The organism is Bacillus pumilus, from assembly GCF_003431975.1.
GTDB classification, from domain to species: Bacteria; Bacillota; Bacilli; order Bacillales; family Bacillaceae; genus Bacillus; species Bacillus pumilus_N.
In genome coordinates this window covers 3,023,132-3,044,995 of sequence record NZ_CP027116.1, presented here as the reverse complement: position 1 = coordinate 3,044,995, position 21,864 = coordinate 3,023,132, and the positions used below count along the sequence as shown (strand labels likewise).

Annotated in this window: 23 protein-coding genes; 8 read left to right on the top strand and 15 right to left on the bottom strand. The window is 40.2% G+C overall.

Going from position 1 to position 21,864, the window contains the following annotated elements; genetic code table 11:
* Nucleotides 1–27: 27 nt before the first annotated feature.
* On the bottom strand, nt 28–381 hold the full coding sequence (locus tag C5695_RS15875; RefSeq protein WP_117731532.1) for a YuzC family spore coat inner layer protein: 354 nt from the start codon (nt 379–381) through the stop codon (nt 28–30).
* A 505-nt stretch (nt 382–886) separates the two neighbouring features.
* Here C5695_RS15875 and degQ point away from each other — a divergent pair.
* From degQ to C5695_RS15845, 6 genes are all read left to right on the top strand, one after another.
* On the top strand, nt 887–1,027 hold the full coding sequence (gene degQ / locus C5695_RS15870) for a degradation enzyme regulation protein DegQ (protein WP_003213123.1): 141 nt from the start codon (nt 887–889) through the stop codon (nt 1,025–1,027).
* A 151-nt stretch (nt 1,028–1,178) separates the two neighbouring features.
* The gene (locus C5695_RS15865; RefSeq protein WP_117731531.1) at nt 1,179–2,093 is read left to right on the top strand and encodes a polyprenyl synthetase family protein; all 915 of its coding nucleotides are present in this window, start codon (nt 1,179–1,181) and stop codon (nt 2,091–2,093) included.
* Nucleotides 2,090–2,260 carry a competence pheromone ComX gene (comX, locus tag C5695_RS15860; protein ID WP_117731530.1) on the top strand — a complete coding sequence of 57 codons (171 nt, stop codon included), beginning with the start codon at nt 2,090–2,092 and terminating at the stop codon, nt 2,258–2,260. Before C5695_RS15865 ends, comX begins: the two co-directional genes overlap by 4 nt.
* 53 nt (nt 2,261–2,313) lie before the next feature.
* Entirely contained in the window at nt 2,314–4,626 is a 2,313-nt protein-coding gene (locus C5695_RS15855; RefSeq protein ID WP_117731529.1) for an ATP-binding protein, read from the top strand.
* An 80-nt stretch (nt 4,627–4,706) separates the two neighbouring features.
* The gene (locus C5695_RS15850) at nt 4,707–5,348 is read left to right on the top strand and encodes a two-component system response regulator ComA (protein ID WP_117731528.1); all 642 of its coding nucleotides are present in this window, start codon (nt 4,707–4,709) and stop codon (nt 5,346–5,348) included.
* 23 nt (nt 5,349–5,371) lie between these two features.
* Nucleotides 5,372–5,761 carry a hotdog fold thioesterase gene (locus tag C5695_RS15845; RefSeq protein ID WP_117731527.1) on the top strand — a complete coding sequence of 130 codons (390 nt, stop codon included), beginning with the start codon at nt 5,372–5,374 and terminating at the stop codon, nt 5,759–5,761.
* Between the two features lie 97 nt (nt 5,762–5,858).
* Here the strand turns inward: C5695_RS15845 and mnhG are convergent, their stop codons facing one another.
* Genes mnhG through C5695_RS15810 form a run of 7 tightly spaced genes read right to left on the bottom strand, consistent with a single transcriptional unit; the run spans nt 5,859 to nt 11,629 of the window.
* Complete coding sequence (mnhG, locus tag C5695_RS15840; protein ID WP_117731526.1) at nt 5,859–6,233, bottom strand: monovalent cation/H(+) antiporter subunit G; 375 nt, start codon at nt 6,231–6,233, stop codon at nt 5,859–5,861.
* A complete protein-coding gene (locus C5695_RS15835) occupies nt 6,217–6,501 on the bottom strand; it encodes a Na(+)/H(+) antiporter subunit F1 (protein ID WP_233230872.1) in 285 nt (94 codons plus the stop codon). Before C5695_RS15835 ends, mnhG begins: the two co-directional genes overlap by 17 nt.
* Nucleotides 6,498–6,977: a Na+/H+ antiporter subunit E gene (locus tag C5695_RS15830; RefSeq protein ID WP_117731524.1), complete on the bottom strand. Its 480-nt coding sequence runs from the start codon at nt 6,975–6,977 to the stop codon at nt 6,498–6,500. The genes C5695_RS15835 and C5695_RS15830 overlap by 4 nt, the downstream gene beginning before the upstream one ends.
* A gap of 6 nt (nt 6,978–6,983) precedes the next feature.
* On the bottom strand, nt 6,984–8,462 hold the full coding sequence (locus tag C5695_RS15825; RefSeq protein ID WP_148959753.1) for a Na+/H+ antiporter subunit D: 1,479 nt from the start codon (nt 8,460–8,462) through the stop codon (nt 6,984–6,986).
* Entirely contained in the window at nt 8,455–8,796 is a 342-nt protein-coding gene (locus C5695_RS15820; protein ID WP_117731522.1) for a Na(+)/H(+) antiporter subunit C, read from the bottom strand. The genes C5695_RS15825 and C5695_RS15820 overlap by 8 nt, the downstream gene beginning before the upstream one ends.
* The gene (locus C5695_RS15815; RefSeq protein ID WP_106043633.1) at nt 8,796–9,227 is read right to left on the bottom strand and encodes a Na(+)/H(+) antiporter subunit B; all 432 of its coding nucleotides are present in this window, start codon (nt 9,225–9,227) and stop codon (nt 8,796–8,798) included. Before C5695_RS15815 ends, C5695_RS15820 begins: the two co-directional genes overlap by 1 nt.
* Complete coding sequence (locus tag C5695_RS15810) at nt 9,224–11,629, bottom strand: Na+/H+ antiporter subunit A (protein ID WP_117731521.1); 2,406 nt, start codon at nt 11,627–11,629, stop codon at nt 9,224–9,226. Before C5695_RS15810 ends, C5695_RS15815 begins: the two co-directional genes overlap by 4 nt.
* A gap of 218 nt (nt 11,630–11,847) precedes the next feature.
* Here C5695_RS15810 and C5695_RS15805 point away from each other — a divergent pair, with 218 nt between their 5' ends.
* Nucleotides 11,848–12,057: a hypothetical protein gene (locus C5695_RS15805; RefSeq protein WP_012011099.1), complete on the top strand. Its 210-nt coding sequence runs from the start codon at nt 11,848–11,850 to the stop codon at nt 12,055–12,057.
* 71 nt (nt 12,058–12,128) lie between these two features.
* Here C5695_RS15805 and C5695_RS15800 read toward each other — a convergent pair whose 3' ends face one another.
* The 7 genes from C5695_RS15800 to malK all read right to left on the bottom strand — a co-directional run bounded on the left by C5695_RS15800 (nt 12,129) and on the right by malK (nt 21,114).
* The gene (locus C5695_RS15800) at nt 12,129–13,466 is read right to left on the bottom strand and encodes a 2-hydroxycarboxylate transporter family protein (RefSeq protein WP_117731520.1); all 1,338 of its coding nucleotides are present in this window, start codon (nt 13,464–13,466) and stop codon (nt 12,129–12,131) included.
* Between the two features lie 175 nt (nt 13,467–13,641).
* Nucleotides 13,642–14,601, bottom strand: coding sequence for an ABC transporter permease (locus C5695_RS15795; protein ID WP_117731519.1), 960 nt, complete (start codon nt 14,599–14,601; stop codon nt 13,642–13,644).
* Nucleotides 14,602–15,648, bottom strand: coding sequence for an ABC transporter permease (locus C5695_RS15790; RefSeq protein ID WP_003212654.1), 1,047 nt, complete (start codon nt 15,646–15,648; stop codon nt 14,602–14,604). It abuts the gene before it with no gap.
* On the bottom strand, nt 15,641–17,176 hold the full coding sequence (locus tag C5695_RS15785) for an ABC transporter ATP-binding protein (RefSeq protein ID WP_117731518.1): 1,536 nt from the start codon (nt 17,174–17,176) through the stop codon (nt 15,641–15,643). Before C5695_RS15785 ends, C5695_RS15790 begins: the two co-directional genes overlap by 8 nt.
* A 159-nt stretch (nt 17,177–17,335) precedes the next feature.
* Complete coding sequence (locus tag C5695_RS15780) at nt 17,336–18,418, bottom strand: BMP family lipoprotein (protein WP_117731517.1); 1,083 nt, start codon at nt 18,416–18,418, stop codon at nt 17,336–17,338.
* A gap of 394 nt (nt 18,419–18,812) precedes the next feature.
* On the bottom strand, nt 18,813–19,520 hold the full coding sequence (locus C5695_RS15775; RefSeq protein ID WP_117731516.1) for a response regulator: 708 nt from the start codon (nt 19,518–19,520) through the stop codon (nt 18,813–18,815).
* The gene (gene malK, locus C5695_RS15770; RefSeq protein WP_117731515.1) at nt 19,513–21,114 is read right to left on the bottom strand and encodes a malate sensor histidine kinase MalK; all 1,602 of its coding nucleotides are present in this window, start codon (nt 21,112–21,114) and stop codon (nt 19,513–19,515) included. The genes C5695_RS15775 and malK overlap by 8 nt, the downstream gene beginning before the upstream one ends.
* A 185-nt stretch (nt 21,115–21,299) precedes the next feature.
* Between malK and C5695_RS15765 the strand changes: the two genes are divergently transcribed.
* Nucleotides 21,300–21,857: a YufK family protein gene (locus C5695_RS15765; protein WP_117731514.1), complete on the top strand. Its 558-nt coding sequence runs from the start codon at nt 21,300–21,302 to the stop codon at nt 21,855–21,857.
* Nucleotides 21,858–21,864 lie beyond the last annotated feature (7 nt).

Sequence of the window (21,864 nt, the reverse complement as noted above, 5' to 3'; positions counted from 1 at the left end):
AGCCGCTCACGTCAGAGCGGCTTTTTTTTATGCCCACTGTAAAAGGAGGAAAAGTCTGCTGGAGGTGAGAGATAAGTAGATACGAATGCCTTCTGGACTAAAGCGGATGTCAATGTTACTTTTCACACCGATTTGCTTCAGCATGCGGATGACACTTGTCGAATCAGAGCGCTCAGCAGCTTCCATGATGCGCTGTGCAAACGAAAGTGAGCCGGAAACCTGTTGTGTAATGAGTGAAGCATCAGCAACAAGACGGGCTGATTCCTTTGCGGCCCGTTGAAACGAGTGGGCATCTACTGGAGGAAAAGTCATAGGCGTGCGCGGGTATGCGCGGCTCATTGCGGGAACCTGCAAGGCAGGATAAGGAACATAGTAAAACACATGGTCACCTCTTCTCTCATTGACGTGAATTTGGACGGATATCTGTTCTAAATGTATGTAGAAAATCAGAATAAAGAATCAAAATGATCTTTCTACCTTTATAAATCCAACATAAAAATAGGTACTTTTGCGGTCAATTTCGGTGAATGTCGCCAAAAAATTGCGGTGTCCACAATAGGGTCTGTCGTCTGACCTATGACACGTAAAACAAAGGTTATAGAAGGGATCGTACGTTCTGTTGTGAGAGAAGTGTGACGAATGATGCCTATTCCTGTCGCAAAAATGACGAAGTTCCTTTGAAATTAAGATAAAAGTATGATTTGAAAAGTCAGAAAATGATGAAAAAAGACCTATTGAATTTTGCGGTATCACGCACACATTTTGTGCATACTTTTCGGTGAAAAAATACTCAATTGCATTTACACTGTTAGTAACAGATCAAATACTTATGACCCAATCACCATACACAAATACATTGATCTTCCAAAAAAGGAGAGTGGAATCGATGGAAAAGTATGAAATCGAAGAACTTAAACAATTATTATGGAAACTTGAAAACGAAATTAGAGAAACAACAGCTTCTCTTCATAACATTAACAAAAGCATTGATCAATACGACAAATATGAATATGTGAAAATTTCTTAAAGACTTGATAATCATCAAGTCTTTTTTTTATCCAAATACATACAAAAAAAGGATATATTATTATATAATTGTTAAATAGTGATGTCAGTGGACATTTACTCATGTCTTTTTAGTAAAATAAAAGGAGGAAGGGTGAGGTACAACATCGAGTATGCTAAACTATCTAGAGAATACGAAAATCAAGCAGAATATGTCTGATTTTATTCAACTTGCAGTCAGGCAGAATGATTTACAAAAACTGCTTTTGAAATTTACAGATAGAAAAAAAGAATTTCCTCTTGGTCAATTGGCTTACCAGCATTATAAGGCATTTGGCGGACAAGACAAGCAACCGATTACAAAACTGGCAGCAGGGATTGAACTTCTTATCTTATCTGCCGATATATTAGATGATATTGAAGATCAGGACAATGACTCGTATCCTTGGATGAACGTCAACCAAGGAGTGGCCATCAATGCTTCTACGTATTTGTATACGGTGAGTATCCAATTCATCACATCAATTTGTGAAAATAATTCTCAACTAATAGAGAAACTGTTCCACTTCATCAAAATGTCTATGGAAGGGCAGCATGAGGATTTGCGTCATCTGCATGGAACAGAAGAAGAGTGTGTAGAGGTTTTAAGGAAAAAATCAGGATCTTTAACAGCTCTTTCTAGCGTACTGGGTGTTTATTTAGCGACAGGAAAAATAAACGCCACTGTGGAATCTTATTCGATATATTATGGTGTTGCTGAACAGATCAGTAACGATTTTTTTGCGTTATTTTCAAAAACAAACGGAGATTTTCAAAAAAAACAAACGCTTGCATTCAGTTATTTACAAAGACGTTTTAACGATGCCAGTCAAGAGCTTCTTTCCTTCTTTTCTAAGCGGCTGGATGAGTCAGAGCAAAAGCCGTTTCAATTGAAGCAGAAGTTACTTGAAGCTGGTTTGACTCAGTACATGGTATCGATGAGAGAGATTATGCTGTTAAAAATGAAGCGTGAAATGGAACAACTTGATTTACCTAAAACGAAGAAGGAACAATTATATGCATTTATGACAAAGGAGGGCAATGATTGAACATTCAAAATGTTATTGCATATTTAGTGGAAAATCCTGGTGTTGTGAATGAATTGGACTTAGGGAATGCAAGTTTAATTCATACAGATGAGCAAACCATGAAAGCAATCATTCAGGGGATTAAAAAAGGGCAAATGTCTGCAGATTATATATGGTACTATAAATGATACGATTCATTTAAAAATGATTTAAAAGTTCTCCAGTTAAGGATGTTTTTTACATGAAGATAACTTATACGAAACTATCTGCTTTTTTAGTTTTTCTGTCTTTTTTATTTGTGATCTATGTTTCATATATTTATGTATTTGATATTTTTAATGGAGCACGTGTAGCGGAGAACAAGAACGGTCAAGCAGAAGTTGTCAAAGTTGAATATCTTTCTTTAGCCTACACATCAGGATTAGAAGAAGGAGATATTATACTTAAAATCAATGGGGAACCTGCTAACAACAAAGATCATTTGATCAATGGTGAGCTTAGGAATGTGCAAAGAATTGATATTCAAAGAGGCAACCAAATGATCACCCTAAAAAATAAGACATTGATTGGTCAAGAAAGTTTATTTGTCTATTTAATACCTCTCATCCTGTATTCAATTTGTTTATTTTGTATCTTCTTTATCATTCGAATTAACAAAGAGGCCCAGCGAAAATCAGCATTTCTTTTAGTTTTATTTTTATTAACGATTTGTATCGGATATCTTAGTGCAGGTACATCAGGTATTGGTGAGAGATTTAGCCATTATGTGATCGTATTTTGTTTATCAAGTGTATTTATCTTTTATATTCATTTCATTTATCAATATTTCAAAGAGTTTGACCTGCATATAACGACTCAAAAAACAATTCGCTTTTTATATAGTCTTCCTATAATTAATCTAGTAATAGAGTTATTTGTTCCGATTGATTCGGCGATAGCGAGATACATGCCAAGTTTAAATCTTTTATTCTTTTTCGCTTCTATTATTATGTCATTCAAAGTGATTATCAATGGAATGCGGAAATATAAAGAGACAGAGCAGGGGTCTGTTTTAAAGTTTTTTGTCATGATAAATATCATAGCATTTTGTCCATTTATCTTTTTATTTGCAATTCCATATGTTTTGTTTCGTATTTATGTGGTAGATCCCTTTTTCTTAACTTCTTTTGTCTTGCTCATTCCTTTTTCACTCGTGTATCAATTTATGACGAACAAGCTTTACAATATGGATTTTCTGATTAGTAGACTGAGGTACTATGGTTTTCTAGCGATCACACCGACTATTTTCGTTGTCGTCACATTTTACATTTTGCAGAAACCAGAAGACTTGAAGTACACTTTGAAGCTCGCCTTAATCACTTATACACTCATGCTTGCGGTCTTTTATTTCAAAGAAATTCTAGATTTCCGCTTCCGGCTGAAACGTTTTTCTGAGAAGTATAATTATCAGGATAGTGTGTTTAAATTTACACAGCTCATTCGTGAAGCATCATCTCTTCATCAAGTACTGTATCATTTGAAATATACGATATTAGAAGTTCTCATTGTCAATAAAGCCTTTGTCCTTGAGGTGAAACCTGATGGACAAATAAAAGAAGTCGATGAGTCAACAGAAGGTAGCAGCCTATGGAAAGTGTATGTGGATCAATTTCAAGATATTTTAGGTGAAGTCGGGAAAATCATTGAGCTTGATAAAGGGTTTATGATGAAAATTGGCGAGCGGGGCGGGCACTCGTTTGTGATTTGCTGTTTATCCAATTTACAGACACCGAAATTAACCCGAGATGAGATTTCTTGGCTGAAAACATTGGCTTTTTATACTAGTGTCAGTTTAGAGAATGTCGTCAAGATCGAAGAATTGATGGAGCATCTTGAAGATTTGAAGCAGCGTGAAGCGAATCCCGCATGGCTGAAAAAAGTGATGTTTGCGATGGAGGAAAAGCAGCGCTCCGATTTAGCGAGAGATCTTCATGATTCTGTGCTGCAGGATTTGATATCGCTGAAAAGGCAGTCAGAGATGTTTTTAACGAATTTCCAAAATGATCAATGCCCCACATCTATTGAACAATCTCTTATCTCATGGAACGAGCAAATGTCTAAGGTGATTCAAACCACGAGAGAAACATGTCATGAACTTCGGCCACAGCTATTGTATGATCTAGGTTTAGTCAAGGCGATATCGAAGCTGACTTCTCAAATTCAGGAGGTTGCACCGTTTCATATCCGGCTGAATACGACACGCTTTGATAAAGAGCTGGACATTGATATTGACTCTCAGCTGAATATTTACCGGATTGTTCAGGAGCTGTTATCCAATGCATTGAAGCATTCTCAAGCCACCCAAGTGCTGGTGATGCTGATTTGTATTAAAGATCAGGTTGTTCTTCACTACGAGGATGATGGTGTCGGTTTTGATGCAAGTCATCTTGATCAGCACACCATGAGCATGGGCCTATCGGGAATTAGAGAACGGGTCAAGGCGTTAAATGGGAAACTTCACATTCACACAGCCCCTGAAAAAGGGCTCAAGGTGAAAATTGAAATGGAATTGTAACGATTTATTAAGGAATAAGACTTGGCATCTGCCAAGTCTTTTATATAAAATGGAAGTGAGTGATTTAAAGGGAGGAAGACATGAAGAAGATATTGGTCATTGATGATCATCCGGCTGTCATGGAAGGGACAAAAAGCATATTAGAATCAGATCAGCAGCTATCAGTCGATTGTTTAAGTCCTGATGCAGAAGCCGCCTTTTTAAAGACGCATGACTTTTCCATCTATGATGTGATTTTGATGGATTTAAATCTCGGGGATATCAATGGAATGGACATTGCGAAGCAAATTTTAGAAACGAACCAGAAAGTGAAAATTATCATTTATACAGGGTATGAAGTAGATGATTATTTTGAAGAGGCCATTCGGGCTGGATTGCACGGTGCCATTAGTAAAACAGAGACAAAGGACAAAATTATTGAATACATACACCGCACATTGCAAGGAGAAGTTGTCATTCAGCTATCCTATTTAAAGAAATTAATTTCACAACAGCAAGAAAAGCCAGAACAGGCGCAGCAGACCGATCACGATCTGTTAACAGAGCGGGAGTGTTTGATCCTCAGAGAAGTGGAAAAAGGATATACGAACCAAGAGATTGCCGATGTGCTTCATTTGAGCAAACGCTCGATTGAATATAGTTTGACGTCCATCTTTAATAAGCTGAATGTAGGATCACGAACTGAAGCGGTGTTAATTGCAAAATCTGAAAGTGTGCTGTAAACGGGTGAAGGGAGAGAATCCTGATGGAAGTGAGTGAATCAAATACATTGCTTGAAGCACTGGGGATTGAGATTGTAGAGTGCAATAAATCACGCTGCGTGGCCACAATGCCAGTTGATCACAGAACAAAACAGCCATTTGGACTCCTGCATGGAGGAGCATCTGCTGCTCTTGCAGAAACAGTGGCAAGCATGGGGGCTGCGGCTCATTTAGACTTAACCCAGCAGGTTTGCTCAGGTATTGAAATCAATGCCAATCATTTAAAATCTGTGCGTGATGGCGTGGTGACAGCGACAGCTGTTCCTGTACATGTAGGGCGCCGTACGATGGTATTTCAAATCGATATAAAGGATGATCGAGACCGGCACATCTGTACGTCAAGGTGCACACTTGCTGTCATTGATCGTATATAAAAAAGCTCCCGGTGCAGCGGAAGCTTTTTTTAGGTTTAGCGGTAGAAATAAATGAAGGCCCTCACATGTGAGGGCCTTCATTCAATTGACAAAAGCTTTATAGATACGAGTCTTCTTTTCGTTTAATCACGAAGTTGCGAAAACCGCCATAATCATCTTGGACGCTTCGTTTGTCCATCTTGACCCCAGTATTGTAGGCGGCTCTTCCAATCAAGTGTGCCCCGACTGGAGCTGTTAAGAAGATAAAGACAATCCCGAGCAAAATCTTCGCAGAGATGATGCCGGCAAGAAACCATTCATGAAAGAATACCCCAACTAATATCAGGACAACACCAAGTGTTGAAGCTTTTGACGCAGCATGCATACGTGTATAAACATCTGGCAATCGAAGTAAACCAATAGCTGAGACGAGACACAAAATGGCGCCAAGCAAGATGAAAAAGATCACGATGGCTTTAGCGATGACGATCATTTTCAATCACTTCCCCTTTCTCAAGGAATTTAGAAAAAGCGACGGTGCCGATAAACGCAAGAATGCCGAGCAGTAAAACAATCTCAAAGAATGTAGTTGTCTTCAGTAAGATGGACACAATGGCTGTCATCCCAATTAAATTAATCCCTACCGCATCAAGTGCACTCACACGGTCTGGAATGGAGGGTCCTTTAATGACCCGAATGACAAAAAGTAAAGTAGACAAGGCGAGAATGCCGAGTGATATTTGTAAAATGGTATCCATTATTTACTGCTCACCTCCTGAATGGCTTTTTCAAATGATACACGAATATCATGAATGGCTTTTTCAGCATCTTCAATATCCATCGCATGAATGTATAAAATCGATCGATCATCTGATATATCGATTACGAGTGTTCCTGGAGTCAACGTAATTAAATTAGCCAGCACAGTAATTTCCCAATCCCGTTTTAAGTCTGTACGAAAGGCGAATATCCCTGGCTTGATTTGAAGCTTCGGAGACAAAATCGTCTTGAGCACACTTAAATTGGCAAGAAGCAGTTCTCGAATGAAAATGACCACTAGCTTGAAAATGGAATAAAGAGCAAAGCCGTAAAAACGTTGCGGGAAGAAACGCCGCAGCATAAAAATAGCGACCATCCCAAGTATATATCCTGATACAAAGCCTGAGGCCGTGTATGTATCATTCATAAACATCCAGGTAAAGGCGAGGAGAGCGTTTAATAATATTTGAAAGGCCATGTTCATCTACTCCTTCAGCACAGCTTGAATATATTTTTCTGGTGTTGAAAGCATTTCCGCAGCTTGATTGATGTAAGGAGCAATGAACTCTGTTCCTAATCCAATCGCAAGCGATAAGACGACAAGCAGTACGCCTGGATACACCATTCCTTTTATTGACGGTTTTCTTCTTGGCAGATCCTGTTCCTCGCCCCAAAATGCGAGCATGAAAATCCTCATGACACTATAAAGGACAAGAAGGCTGGATAATAAGACAAGGATAGAAAAAGTCATATACCCAGCTGAAAAGCCGCCTTCCACAATTTTCAACTTTCCTACAAACCCGCTAAGCGGCGGGATTCCTGCAAGGGATAATGCGGATATGAAAAACATCCAGCCGAGAAGTGGCTGTGATTGAATCAGCCCGCCCATTTTTTTCAGATTGTTTGTGCCAGCGTACACAAGGAGTGCACCTGCTAGCATAAATAAAGCGCCTTTGATGACCATGTCGTGAATGAGATAATAAATGGCCCCTTGGAGCGATGCAGGAGTATTGGCAGCAATTCCAAATAAAATGACCCCCACCGCTGTCACAATGTTATAAATCACGATCTTTTGCACATCGGAATAGGCAATCGAGCCAATCACGCCGAATATTACCGTCAGTGCGGCCAGCCACGCCATAAATGTATGAGTGAATCCTGTATCGTGTATAAAAATTAGCGTGAAGACCCTGGCAATCGCATACAAGCCAACCTTTGTCAGCAAAGCACCAAATAGAGCGGAAATCGCTGCTGGCGGTGCATGATACGATCCTGGAAGCCAGAAATAAAGCGGGAAGATCCCAGCTTTTAAGCCAAATACAATCATGAACAGAATGGAAATGACAGTGATTAATCCTGTTTGCCCTGATTCAGCGATCTTCACACTTAAATCAGCCATATTCAGTGTACCAGTGACTGCATATAAACAAGCGACACCGACGATAAATAAAGCCGATGAGATGATATTAAACACAATGTATTTGAGTGATTCACGAAGCTGCGGTTTTGATCCGCCCAGCACAATGAGCATGTATGACGCCATCAGCAGCAATTCAAAGAATACAAACAAGTTGAAAATATCTCCTGTTAAAAAGGCGCCGCTCACGCCAGCTAACAAGAACTGTACGCCGGAATAATAGAACAGTCGCTCTCTTTCTTTTCCAATTGTTCGAAAGGAAAAAAGCACTGTGACAAGCCCAACAATGGAAGCGGTCAGTACGAGCAGTGCAGCAAACTGATCAGCTACAAGCGCAATGCCAAATGGTGCTTTCCAGCCGCCTAAATTAAGTGTTTGAATCCCATTTGTGAAAATCGTTTGGACCAAAAATAGATTGCACGCGATCGCTGTAAGAGACGCAAAAACGCTAAAACCTCTAGACAGCATGATATTTTTATTCATAAAAATCAGCAATGTAGCGGATAGAACTGGTACTAAAATAGGTAATATAACGAGATTATTCAAGCTGATCATTTCCTCTCATTTGATCCATGTCATCTGTTCGCAGCTCTTGGAAGGCTCGGAAGGCCATGACGAGTAGAAATGATGTCACACCAAACGAAATGACAATAGCCGTTAAAATTAATGCTTGTGGCAATGGATCTACATAGGATGTGATCCCCTCAGTTAAAATGGGAGGAGCACCTTTTTTTAAGCCACCCATTGTTAATAGAAGTAAATGGACACCGTGGCTCAAAACAGCAGTCCCAACGATGACCCGTAAAAGGCTTTTTGAAAGCAGTAAATAGGTCGCCGTCATAAAGATAATTCCGACGAGAATAGACATTAGAAATTCCATTATTCCTTCTCTCCAATCGTTTGAATAATGGTCATGGTGACACCGACAACAACCAAATACACACCGATATCAAACAGGACGGCTGTTGCCAGCTCTGTTTTCCCTAAAATCGGTAATTGAAAATAACCAAAGGTATGGGATAGAAAAGGAGCACCGAACAGGAAAGATCCCATACCAGTCAATAGCGCAATAAGCAGCCCCACACCTGCAACATAGATAAAGTTAAATGGCAGAATGCGTCTTACTGTCTTCAGATCGTAGGCTAAGAGTAGAAGGACGACAGCGCTCGCACTCATTAAGCCGCCAATAAATCCTCCGCCAGGATTGTTATGTCCCGCAAGAAACAGGTGAAGGGAGAAGAGCAGGATGATGAATGCAGTGATTTTGGTTGTGACTTGTAAAAGCATATCATTCGTATCAATTTTTCTCATCGACGCACTCCTCTCTTCCGTTTTCCATGAGTCTTTAATAATCCATAAATACCAAGTGCCGCAATCGCCAGCACGGTAATTTCAAACAGTGTATCAAAGCCCCTGAAATCAACAAGGATGACATTGACAATGTTGTCTCCGCCTGCAAGCTTGTAGCTGTTTTCAATAAAGTAAGACGCAATCGTATCAAGTGACTGATTGCTTGTGGAAGCGAAAGCAAGGCATGTCACAATGACTCCAACACCTACTGAAATGATGAGATTGGTCATTTTAAATTTCCTCGTTTTTTGCTTCATGCTCAGTTGTGGCAAGTGATAGAAGCAAAGTAAAAACAGTGCAACAGAAATTGTTTCAATAATTAACTGGGTGAGGGCAAGGTCAGGTGCCCTGAAAATAACAAAAAATAGTGACAGCGTATACCCCATGACACCTAAACCGATAATGGCTGTTAAGCGAGAACGAGCAAACACAGTCGTGAGGGTTGCGGCTATCATGACTAATGATAGAATGACCTCGTATGTGCCGACTGGAGCAGCATGCTCCATATTAAATGAAAAGGCATTCTGATAAAACATCACGCCCCCAAGCACGATAATCATGAATCCAAACACATAGACAAGGTAATCACGAAGGAAACCAGTCATATAACTATTTGTTAGGCGATAGGAGCCTTTTTCTAAGCCGATCAGTGAACGGTCATATAAGGAGTTAAATGACCATTTTTCCTTAAAGATATTGTAGATTGGACGCCATTTTGACAACGTCAAATATCCGATAATCCCTAAAGCGACAACACCCATTGTCATATAGAGCTCTGGCTGAAAGCCGTGCCATGCTTCAATTTTGACAACAAACCGTTTTCCTGGATCAATTGCATCAGGAATAATGGCTGCAATTGCAGGTTCAATGACAGAATAAGCTAGAATATTTGGGAAGAAGAAAAAGGTGACCACAAGTGCAGCAAGGATAATTGGCGGGATGAGCATACCAATCGGTGCTTCATGCGGCTTTTTCTCTAATTGATCTAACTGAAGATTGCCTCTAAATGTTTTAAAGAGAAGCATCATACTGTAAATGAACGTAAATACACTAGCAAGCCAAGCAACGGCTGGGAAAATAGTGCCCCATGTTGAAATGTCAGTAAAACTGACCTCAGAAATGCGCACCATACTTGTGAAAAACAGCTCTTTACTTAAGAAACCGTTAAATGGCGGGAGACCAGCCATAGAAAATGTACCGATTAACGTAATTGTAAAGGTAATCGGCATAATGGTCATTAAACCGCCTAACTTCCGAATGTCACGGGTACCGGTTTCATGATCGATGATACCAGCCGCCATAAAGAGACTGCCTTTAAACGTGGCATGATTAATTAAATGGAAGATCGCAGCGAGAACGGCCGCACCGAAATAGGCGGGTTTGTTTTCATGAATTGCAGCTGCACCTACACCAAGCATAAGCATAATCATTCCGAGCTGACTAACGGTAGAAAAGGCAAGAATGGCTTTTAAATCGTTTTGACGAACGGCATGGAATGATCCCCAAAATAACGTCACAAGTCCAACGATGGATATGGTCCAAAACCATACCTCTGATATAGCAAAGATGGGACTAAAGCGGGCTACAAGGTAGATACCGGCTTTTACCATTGTGGCAGAATGCAAATAACTGCTCACAGGAGTTGGTGCTTCCATCGCATCAGGCAGCCAGATATAGAAAGGAAACTGCGCTGATTTTGTAAAGGCACCAAGTAAGATCAGAATCATGGCAGGGATAAAGTAAGGTGATGCCATAATGAGCTGAAGCTGATTGACTGCTTCACGAATACTAAATGAATCAGTAATCAGATAGAGGAGGATAAAACCACCGAGCATAGCTAATCCGCCAAAAACGGTAATTAGCAGTGATTTTGTCGCTCCATAACGTGAGCGCTCCCGCTTATACCAATATCCAATGAGCAGGAAGGAAGAGATACTAGTTAGCTCCCAAAACAAGTAAAGAACCACCATGTTGTCAGATAGAACGACACCGAGCATAGCGGTCATGAACATTAACAAATACGTATAAAAAGAGCCGAGCTGTTCTTTTTCCTTCGATAAGTAGAAAATACTGTATAAGACGACAAGTGCGCCAATACCTGTAATCAATAGGGCAAATAACAAACTAAGACCGTCTACATACACAGTGAAATTCATTCCAAGTGAAGGAATCCATTCGACCTGTGAAAATAACGTTCGTCCATTTGATGTCATCGTAATCATCTGGACAAAATAGATAAATAATAGAATAGGCAAGATAAGAACAAACCATCCTGTATGTATACGTTTTACGTATTTAAAAAGAAAAGGCACAACAAACGCAAGCAAAAAAGGCGATAGGATGGCGAAGTGAATAAGCTGCAAGAAAATAAACCTCCTTCAATCAATATAAATTCACGTTCTAAAGAACTGGTAAATAAAATTATAGCGTAAATACAGACATAGTGCATTGGTTTGAACTGATTTACAGCAAACTGCATTTGTTTTGAGTTCTTTTGACCACAAAAATATTTTATCAAAAATGAAACTCATTGTATATTGTTTTGTATTTCGTACATGCTTTTCTTAAAGGAGCTGATTACATGAAATTAAAAGCGGGCATCAGCTTAAGCATATTCTGCACGATTTTAGGAGGAGCATTCTTCATAGAACGAAATGATCAAAAAAGATGGCAGGCGGAAAGTGAATGGCCGTTGTTTTCAGAACATCTTCTCTATATGACCTATCAAGAGGCAAGGCAATATCCATTCCAGCCAAGAGAATATATACGAGTGGTCTCTGCTGAAGAATAAAGTCTTATAGGAGAAAAGAAATATAAAAAAAGCATGTGCCCTTTATAGAGCTCATGCTTTTTATTGTTTGATTAAGTAAACATTCTAAGTAAGATCGTTGCACAAATGACAGTTGCTGCTCCGCCAAGACGTGTAGATACTTGTGCGAAAGGCATCAGACCCATTCTTCCTGAAGCGGAAAGAATCGCAACGTCACCAGTACCGCCAAGCCCACTGTGACATCCAGTCACAATTGCAGATTCTACTGGGTACATGTTCATCAATTTTCCAACAAAGTAACCAGAACCAACCATTCCAAGAACGACAGCAATACATACACAAACAAATGGAATCGAAATCACTGTTGCTACATCGTCAAGTGGAATGTATAGAATCCCTAGACCGACCATAAGTGGCCATGTAAAGCTTCTTGATACAAACTTGTAGAACTGCTGTGAGCCATCTTGCAGATGCTGAGGCATCACATTTAAGTATTTGATTAAAGCGGCAAGTACAATCATTAAGATTGGACCTGGAATATGAACAAAGCTTTCTAACAAACCACCAAAGATAAAGGTTGTACAAGCAACGAGTACACCTGCACCCATTAACCCGAAATCTACTTTTGTATCCATATCAGGCTGCTCAAAAATTTCATTTGCTTCTTTTGATTTAACAAGACGGCCATTCCCGTTTAGTTCAGGACGTTTTTCACCAAGCTTTTTCATTGCGCCAGCACAGATAATGGCAATGACGTTCCCAATGACGGCAGCAGGAATTAATTGAGAAATTAATGACTCTGCTGATACACCAAGAATTTGTGAATAAGCAATAGATAATGGCAAAATCCCTTCACCAACACCACCGGCAATAATCGGAACGATAATAAAGAAGAACGAATGATGCGGTGTGTAACCAACTAAAAGACCAACAAGAATTCCAGCAGTCACGGCTGCAATTGTACCTGCAACAAGAGGTACAAACATACGAATAAGGCCTTGTACTAAAACCGTTCTCTGCATTCCAAGAATACTACCTACTACAAGAGCAGAAATATAGAAGTAAAGGAAGTTCGACGTTTTCATCAGAGACGTAACCGCTTCCAACGAGTTCGGATTCAGAACATGAAAAAAGACTAGGAATGATGGTACGAATAAAGAAAGAATTGCTGGTCCACCAATATCTTTTAAGATCGGAATACGTTGTCCTATATCCCCAAGGAAAATCCCCAAAATCATAATAACAGCGAAACCACCAAGCATATTTGCTGGAATTTTATTAAAATAAGCGGCAGTTAAAATAATCGCTGCAAGTACTAAATACACAGGTAAGTCAATAACACCAATTTTCCAAGACATGATCTTACGGAAAACGCTTTTATTATTGTCAGAATCGTCTGTAATCGATTTCAATTGTTGTGTATTAGCCACATAAACACCCCCAAATGCTATTTGTCTCAATTGTAGAAGATTCTGTGACACTCATCTATTTATTAAACTAAATTAAGTGTAATAAAAGTAAAATAAACAGGAGTTTTTCTATTTTTATCATACAAAAATCCCCTGAAGGTAGTTTATCCTTCAGGGGATTGATCATACATCGTATTTAACGTTTTCCTTTTAAATAAGGTGTCCCAAGTGCTTTCGGTGCATCTGCTCTGCCGATGAAGCCAGTGAGTGCTAGGATGGTCAGCACATATGGTGCAATGAGCATATACACGTTCGGAATATCTTGGAATAGTGGTAGGAGAGAGCCAATAATGCTTAAACTTTGAGCAAATCCAAAGAATAAAGCAGCGCCCATTGCGCCGAATGGGTGCCATTTACCGAAGACAAGTGCAGCGAGTGCAATGAAGCCTTGTCCAGTAATGGTAGCATGTGAGAAATCAAGTGCGATGGTCGATGCATAAACTGCTCCGCCAAGACCGCCAAACAGACCGCTAATGAAAACGCCGATATAGCGCATCTTGTACACTTTAATACCCATTGTATCAGCAGCCATAGGATGCTCTCCGACTGCACGAAGACGGAGACCAAACGGCATTTTAAATAAAACAAACCAAGCAACAACTGCAAGAGCTAAAGCAAGGATGGACGTATAGTAAACGTCTTTAAAGAAAATATCGCCAATAATCGGAATGTCACTTAAAAGGGGGATATCTCCTTTATAGAAAGGCTCTGTAATTTTATCTGTTTGTGCTTTTCCGTAAATGAGTTTCACGACAAACAGCGTAGCGCCAAGTGCGAGCATGTTAATCGCAACACCACTGACCGTTTGATCTGCTCGGAATGTAATGGTCGCAACGGCATGGATTAAAGAGAACAATCCGCCAATCGCCATTCCGACGAGGAGCCCAAGCCACGGGGTCATGGCGCCAAACGTATCAGCAAAAAACAAGTTAAAGATAATACTGGAAAATGCTCCGACGACCATCAAACCTTCAAGACCGATATTCACAACACCTGATCTTTCTGAAAAGACGCCTCCAAGAGCGGTTAAAATAAGTGGTGCAGCATAGACAAGTGTTGCCGGGACGATGATTTCAAGAATTTGCAGAAATCCCACTTATTTTCCCCCCTTTTTCTTCATTTGGTTCATCACAAGACGGATAATATAGCTTGAGGCGACGAAAAGAATAATGATCGCAATGACAATATCAACGACCTCAGTCGGTACGCCAGATTCAAGCGGCATGTTTAAAGCACCGACCTTCAATCCACCTAGCAACAATGCGGCTAATACGACACCAACGGCTGTGTTACCGCCTAATAAAGCAACAGCGATTCCATCAAAACCGACACCGGTAAACGAGCCTTTAATAGAAGCATATTCAAAGGTGCCAAGACCTTCCATTGCGCCTGCGAGACCTGCAAAAGCACCTGAAATGAGCATCGCATAAATAATGTTGCGGCGAACGTTCATACCGGCATAATGGGATGCCTGCTGGTTCATTCCAACAGCCCGCAATTCAAATCCTTTAGACGTTTTTTGAATAATGACCCACATCACAACCGCAGCGATAATGGCAACAAAAATACCATTATGCATCCGGGAGAAATCGGTGATTTGTTCAAAAAATCCAGAGCGAAGAGAGGCAGTGGCATCAATTTTCTCTGTTTTATCTTTATTATTTGTTAAGACATTCGAGATCAAATAGTTTGTGACATGAAGGGCAATGTAGTTCATCATGATCGTGACAATGACTTCATGAACATAAAAACGAGCTTTTAAAAACCCAGGAATAAAGCCCCATAATGCACCAGCAGCTGCTGCGGTAATGAGTGCAAGCGGCAGATGAATATACATAGGTGCATGGACAGTTGTGCCGATCCAGACAGCAGCTACCCAGCCAATCAGCATTTGACCTTCTACACCGATATTAAAGAGGCCAGTCCGAAAGGCAAAAGCAACAGCAAGTCCTGATAAAATATAAGGTGTGACTTGTCTGATAGTTTCTCCCATATAATAGGTTTCACCGAAGACGCCATTCCAAAGGGCGCCATAGCCTTCGATGACACTATAACCGCTCGCCAGCATAATAATGGCCCCAACGAAAAGGCCAAGTACAATGGCTATAAGCGGAATGAGCAGATTTGTTAAGCGATTAGACATTTGCTTCTTTCCCCACTTCCTGTTGCGTACTTCCAGCCATTAATAGACCAAGCTCTTGCTCTGTTGTTTCTTTTGGATCAACGATGGCTATAATGCTTCCTTCGAAAATAACAGCAATTTTATCACTGACATTGATAATTTCATCAAGCTCAAAAGAGATGAGCAGGACGGCTTTGCCTGTGTCCCTTTGCTCTATGAGACGCTTATGAACAAATTCAATTGCACCAACATCAAGTCCTCGTGTCGGCTGAGCGGCAATTAATAAATCAGGATTGCGGTCAACTTCACGGCCAATAATGGCTTTTTGCTGATTCCCGCCTGACAGGGCGCGCGCCTCTGTATATTCACTTGGTGTTCTTACGTCATACTCGGAGATAATTCGTTTTGCTTTTTGATAAATATTTTTCATATTCATCAAGCCGAATTTTGAGTATGGACGCTGATAATACGTTTGTAAGGAAATATTTTCTCCAATTGAAAAATCAAGCACAAGTCCGTGTTTATGACGGTCTTGTGGAATATGTCCAATTCCTGATTCGGTCACCTTACGAGGCGGGAGATTTTGAATGGCTTTCCCGTTAAGCATGATCGTGCCAGACTCTGATTTTTTTAGTCCGGTAATCGCTTCAATTAATTCAGATTGACCATTGCCATCTACCCCGGCAATTCCGACAATTTCGCCAGCCTTTACTGAGAGATTGAGATGTTTGACCGCTTCTATTCCTCGCGCATCTTTTACAGTAAGGTCTTGAATTTGAAGCACTTCCTCAGCAGGTGAGGCGTCTTTTTTGTCTGTTTTAAATGAAACTTCACGGCCGACCATAAGGCTTGCAAGTTCATCTTTATTTGTGCTCTCCACATCAAGCGTCCGAATGCCTTGACCTTTTCGGATAATGGTCACACGATGACAGGCATCCATAATCTCTTTCAGCTTATGGGTAATTAAGATAATGGATTTGCCTTCATTGATTAAGTTTTTCATGATTTGTATGAGTTCTTTAATTTCTTGAGGTGTTAAAACGGCTGTTGGTTCGTCGAAGATCAAAATGTCAGCGCCGCGATAAAGAGTTTTTAAGATTTCTGCACGCTGCTGCATGCCGACAGAGATGTCAGATACTTTTGCGGCAGGGTCTATTTTTAAACCATAGCGGTCAGAAAGCTCTTGTACTTGCTGTATGGCTTGTTCTTTGTCGATCTTTCCAAATTTTTTGGGCTCTTTTCCTAAGATAATGTTTTCAGCGACGGTGAAGGTATCGACAAGCATAAAGTGTTGATGCACCATACCGATGCCTAAATCACTCGCATCATTCGGACTAGAGATGGTCACAGGTTTTCCGTGTACCTTGATTTCACCTTTTTCAGGCTGGTAAAGACCGAAAAGCACGTTCATGAGCGTTGATTTTCCAGCGCCGTTTTCACCAAGCAGCGCATGAATTTCGCCCTTTTTTAGCTGCAGCGTAATGTTGTCGTTTGCTACAATGCCAGGGAATTCTTTGCGTATATTCAACATTTCAATGACATAATCCACAGGTTTAACCGCTCCTTTTTTAGGGTGCTGATGAAGATAAAAACTAGCAAAAGAAAAGCTGCAAAACGAGGCTGCAGCTTTTCTTTTACCACCTTTTACGAATAAAGAGGAGGTAAAGGAGAAACAAGGGGATAAGACGCGCTTATCCCGATGCTCAAATTAAGCTTTAAAATCTTTTAGTTCATCACGTGTTGCAGGGATTTTAATTTCACCCTTGATGATTTTTTGTTTCCATTCTTCAATTTTCTTTAATACATCTTTACTAAGGTTGTCCTGAGATGGAGAAATGTCAAGAGCGCCTTCTTTCAGACCATATGTGATCACTTCGCCGCCAGGGAACTTATCTTCTTTTGCTTTCGTCGTTAAGTCTTGTACCGCTGTGTCTACTTTCTTAACCATAGAAGTAAGGGTGACACTTTGTTTTGTTCCAGGTACTTTTCCTTCGTCATACTGGTCTTTATCTACACCGATGACCCAAACTTTACGGTTAGGATCTGCTTTTTTCAGGTTTTTCGCTTCTGTGAAGACACCAGTTCCAGTGCCGCCAGCTGCATGATAAATGATGTCAACGCCAGATTTGTACATGCTTTCAGCTGTTGCTTTACCGATGTCTGCTTTATCGAATGCACCAGCATATTTCACTTCTACTTTTGCTTTCGGGTTAGCTGCTTCAACGCCTGCACGGAAACCGACTTCGAATTTTCTGACTAATTCAGAATCAACGCCGCCAACAAAACCAATTTTGTTTGATTTTGTAGAAAGAGCAGCCGCAACACCCACAAGGAATGATCCTTCGTTTTCGTTGAACACAATGCTAGCTACGTTGTCTTTTTTCACGACTGCATCAACGATAGCAAAGTGGTTTTTCTTACGTTGGTCTGCAATTTCAGATATAGCATCTTCCATTAAGAAACCAATTCCGTAAATTAGATCGAATTTCTCACGAGCAAGTGTGTTTAAGTTTGTTGTATAGTCAGCATCTGATTTAGATTGTAAATAATCAAAGCCGTTTTTACCTTTTTTTAGATTGTTGTCTTTTCCAAACGCTTGTAAACCTTCCCAAGCGGATTGGTTAAACGATTTGTCATCGACACCACCGACGTCAGTTACCATTGCAACAGTGAATTGATCTTTATCTTTTTTGCTTTCACCGCTGTTTGAGCCAGAGTTGCCGCATGCTCCAAGGATGGTTCCTGCTGCTACGACTAAGGACAATGCAAGTCCAATTTTGCGCTTCTTCAAAACATAACCCCCTATAAAATTTAAAAGTTTCAGAAAAGTCTCGCGAAAAAAGAATGATCTACCTCTTCTCGCCCTGTGGAACAGGGTATTTTATCCTGTTTTCTCCTGAAACTTATGGAGGGAAGGAGAGAAGATGTAAGACATCAGACTTATATCTCGTTGAACTAATCAATCATAATTTATCATTTCCAATCGAATAAATAAATAGAAATTTGTTTTATTTTTAAAAAAATGTTAAAAGGCGAAATTCGATGTCTTTTTATGTGCAGAAATATGATATAATGCCGCTTTTGTGATGTGCTCTACTACAGTGAAACCGTTGATATCAAGGGGTTTGTTACATCGTGTGCCATAAAAAAACATCTGGCCTCTAAGAAAGGTCAGATGTGTCAAATTATAAATATTGCTGAATCAAATTCATATTGCTTGTACTAAGTTTGTATTGAAAAACAGGGCGTCCAATTGTCCCGTATGCCATTTCGACATCAACTACTTCGATGTCCTCAAGGAATTTCAAGTATTTTCTAATGGAGACTTGAGAGATTTCTGTATGGTTGGCTAGGTCTTCGGTCGTGAAAGCCTGATGACCGAATGATTGAATACTTGTCCAGATGAGTTTGAGTGTACTTTTTGTCAGGCCTTTTGGCAGAAGGACTTTTTCCGCTTCTGCTTTTTTATGAAAGAGCTTCGCATCTAAATCATTTTGTGAGATGCTGTTCATCGTTTGGTACAAGGCATGTTTTCGTTTATATTCTGCCAGTGCTGATTGGAATCGTTCGAACTCAAAGGGCTTGATTAAATAATCAACGGCTCCGTTTCGCATCGTTTGCTGGACTACGTCGACTTCATTGGCGGCTGATATGACAATAACATCAACAGAATGATTTTGCTTGCGAATTTCTGATAATAGAGCCAGTCCATTTTGTCCAGGCATATAAATATCGAGCAACACAAGGTGAATGGCTTCTTTTTTTAAAATATTCAGGGCCTGTTCAAAAGAGGTGGCGATTCCTTTTAATTCAAAGCCATCTATTTGGGTCAGGTAGCGTTTGTTCAGCTCCCCAACCATTGGATCATCTTCTACTATTAACACATTAATCATGTGAATCCTCCTTTTGTTTATACGGAATGCGGAGACTAAAGGTCGTTCCTTCTCCTTTTTCACTCGTGACAATCAAATGCCCGTTCAATTTTTTAATGCTTTGGTCAACGAAGTAGAGCCCGAATCCTCTGTCTTCTCCTTTTGTTGAAAAGCCTTGATCAAACATCATGTCTTGTTCTTCTTTTGTGAGACCAACACCTGTGTCCGTAATCTCAATATGAAGCTGCTCGTGGACGTATCGGAATGAGATCGAGATGTTTTTTGTCTGAGTATGAGAAACCGCATCGAGTGCGTTATTTAACAGGTTGCCAATGACGGTAATGAGATCATGCGTCACGGCCGGGTCCTCTGAATTTGGGACTTGTGTGCTGCATATTACTTCTAAGGTCGCACCTTGTTCCCTAATGTAGCTTTGTTTTCCTAATAAAAATCCTGCTAAAACAGAGTTTTTCACATGGTTGATGATTTCATTTGTTTCTGTTTGCTGATAGATCGCAATATCTTTGATATAGGTGCCAAGGTCATCGTAATTTTTGAGCTGAACCAATCCTAAAATGACATGCAGTTTGTTCATAAATTCATGTGACTGAGCACGGAGGGCATTTGCATACATTTTGACCCCGCTTAGTTGCTCAGCCAAGTGTTTGACTTCTGTTTTGTCACGGAAGGTGGCAATCGCTCCGACAATCTCACCCTTTACCGTGATCGGCACCTCGTTAAAGACGAGCTCCAGTCCGTTCATTCTCACATCACGGTCAAGCAGCGGCTTGCGTGTGTCAATGACTTGCTTTAAACCGCTTGAAGGGAGGAGGGTCTGAACATCTTGTTCTCTAGGGTCAACCTTAATGCCCATATTATGAAAGAGCCGTTTGGCTTCAGCATTGGCCAGCTTAATTTTACCGTGCTGATCGACCGCAAGAATCCCTTCTTTTGTTGATTCTAGCATGGCGCTTCGTTCTTTTAATAATGTGGCAATCTCATCTGGCTCTAGTCCAAACATAATCTTCTTCACTTTTCGTGCCACAATGAGTGCGCCGATGATTCCAGAAAGAAGACTAAGCGATGTGACGAAGTAGAGAGGAAGTAGGCTTTGATGAATAATCAAGTCAATTTCCTTTAACGTAATCCCTACTGCGACAGCGCCGAGTTGTTTTCCATCTTGATCATACACAGGAACAAACGCACGCATGGATCTGCCAAGTGTTCCAGAAGCCGTACTAATATGTTCTTTACCCTGTAATGCTGGTTTTTCATCACCGCCAGCAAACGGCTTCCCGATCTTCTGCGGGTTTGGATGAGTTTTACGGATGCCATTCATATCCATCACAACAACGAATTCGGTTTTCGTGATTCGCTGAACTTTTGTTGTGTATTGACGCAGTGCTGAATAGGATTGATTTTCTTCTAATGATTTCGCTGTAATCGGAGCCTCTGCGACCATTTTGGCAGTGGAGAGGGCGATATCACGCTCTTGCTGATGAATGTTCTTAGCTGTTTCCGACCAGATCGTAAAAAATGTAATACAAAGGGAGATCAGGACAACGATACAAACAAAAATCGTCAGCCGTGTTTGCAATCTTAATGTTTTTTTCACGAGTATACCCCTAACGCACAATTTTTTCGTAATAGTAATACTTTAACGGGAAAATGTAAGTTTGTGAAGGAATGTACGTGCAAAATCATAAATTTGATTTTACTGCTAGTTTACTTTCAAATCATCTTGTCAATCCGTTTTAAGTGAGCCATAATAAATGTGAGCTTATGAGAAAGGATCTATTTATGAAAAATACATATTTGACTGGATATTTTCCACTGATTTCAATTTTACTATTCAGCTCTGCTTTTTCGATTTTTACAGTAGGAATCACGACTGATTTCTTGACTCAAGCAGGTATTTTAAAAGGGATGCTGGAATTTTTCTCAGAACAGGGCATTCGTCTTGCTCTCTTTGCCGCTTTTGCACTTGTTTATTTTATGATTTTATCTGCCTTAAAACTGATTGCAGATACGGTGTTAGAGCTAGCACTGCTCTTTTTTGCGAAAGATCCTGAAGGGGAGAACTTAAAGAAAATTCGGATTGCATCCGTTGTTTATTTATTTGCCAGCTTGCTGGCATTTCTATTGACGCAGCAGCTGATTCTGCTTGTCGGACTATTTGCGTTAGCAAGTCTTGTTTATTTCATCTGGGTTGTGGTTCGCATTTATCAATCGCTTTCCATGCTGAATTTAATTGGATTTATGATGTTTATTTTGCTGTTTTGGGCTACGTTTTTAATCGGCATTTTGTACTTATTTATTAAGCTTTATAACAGTGTTATGGCGAGTCTGCCTGCTTAAACAGACA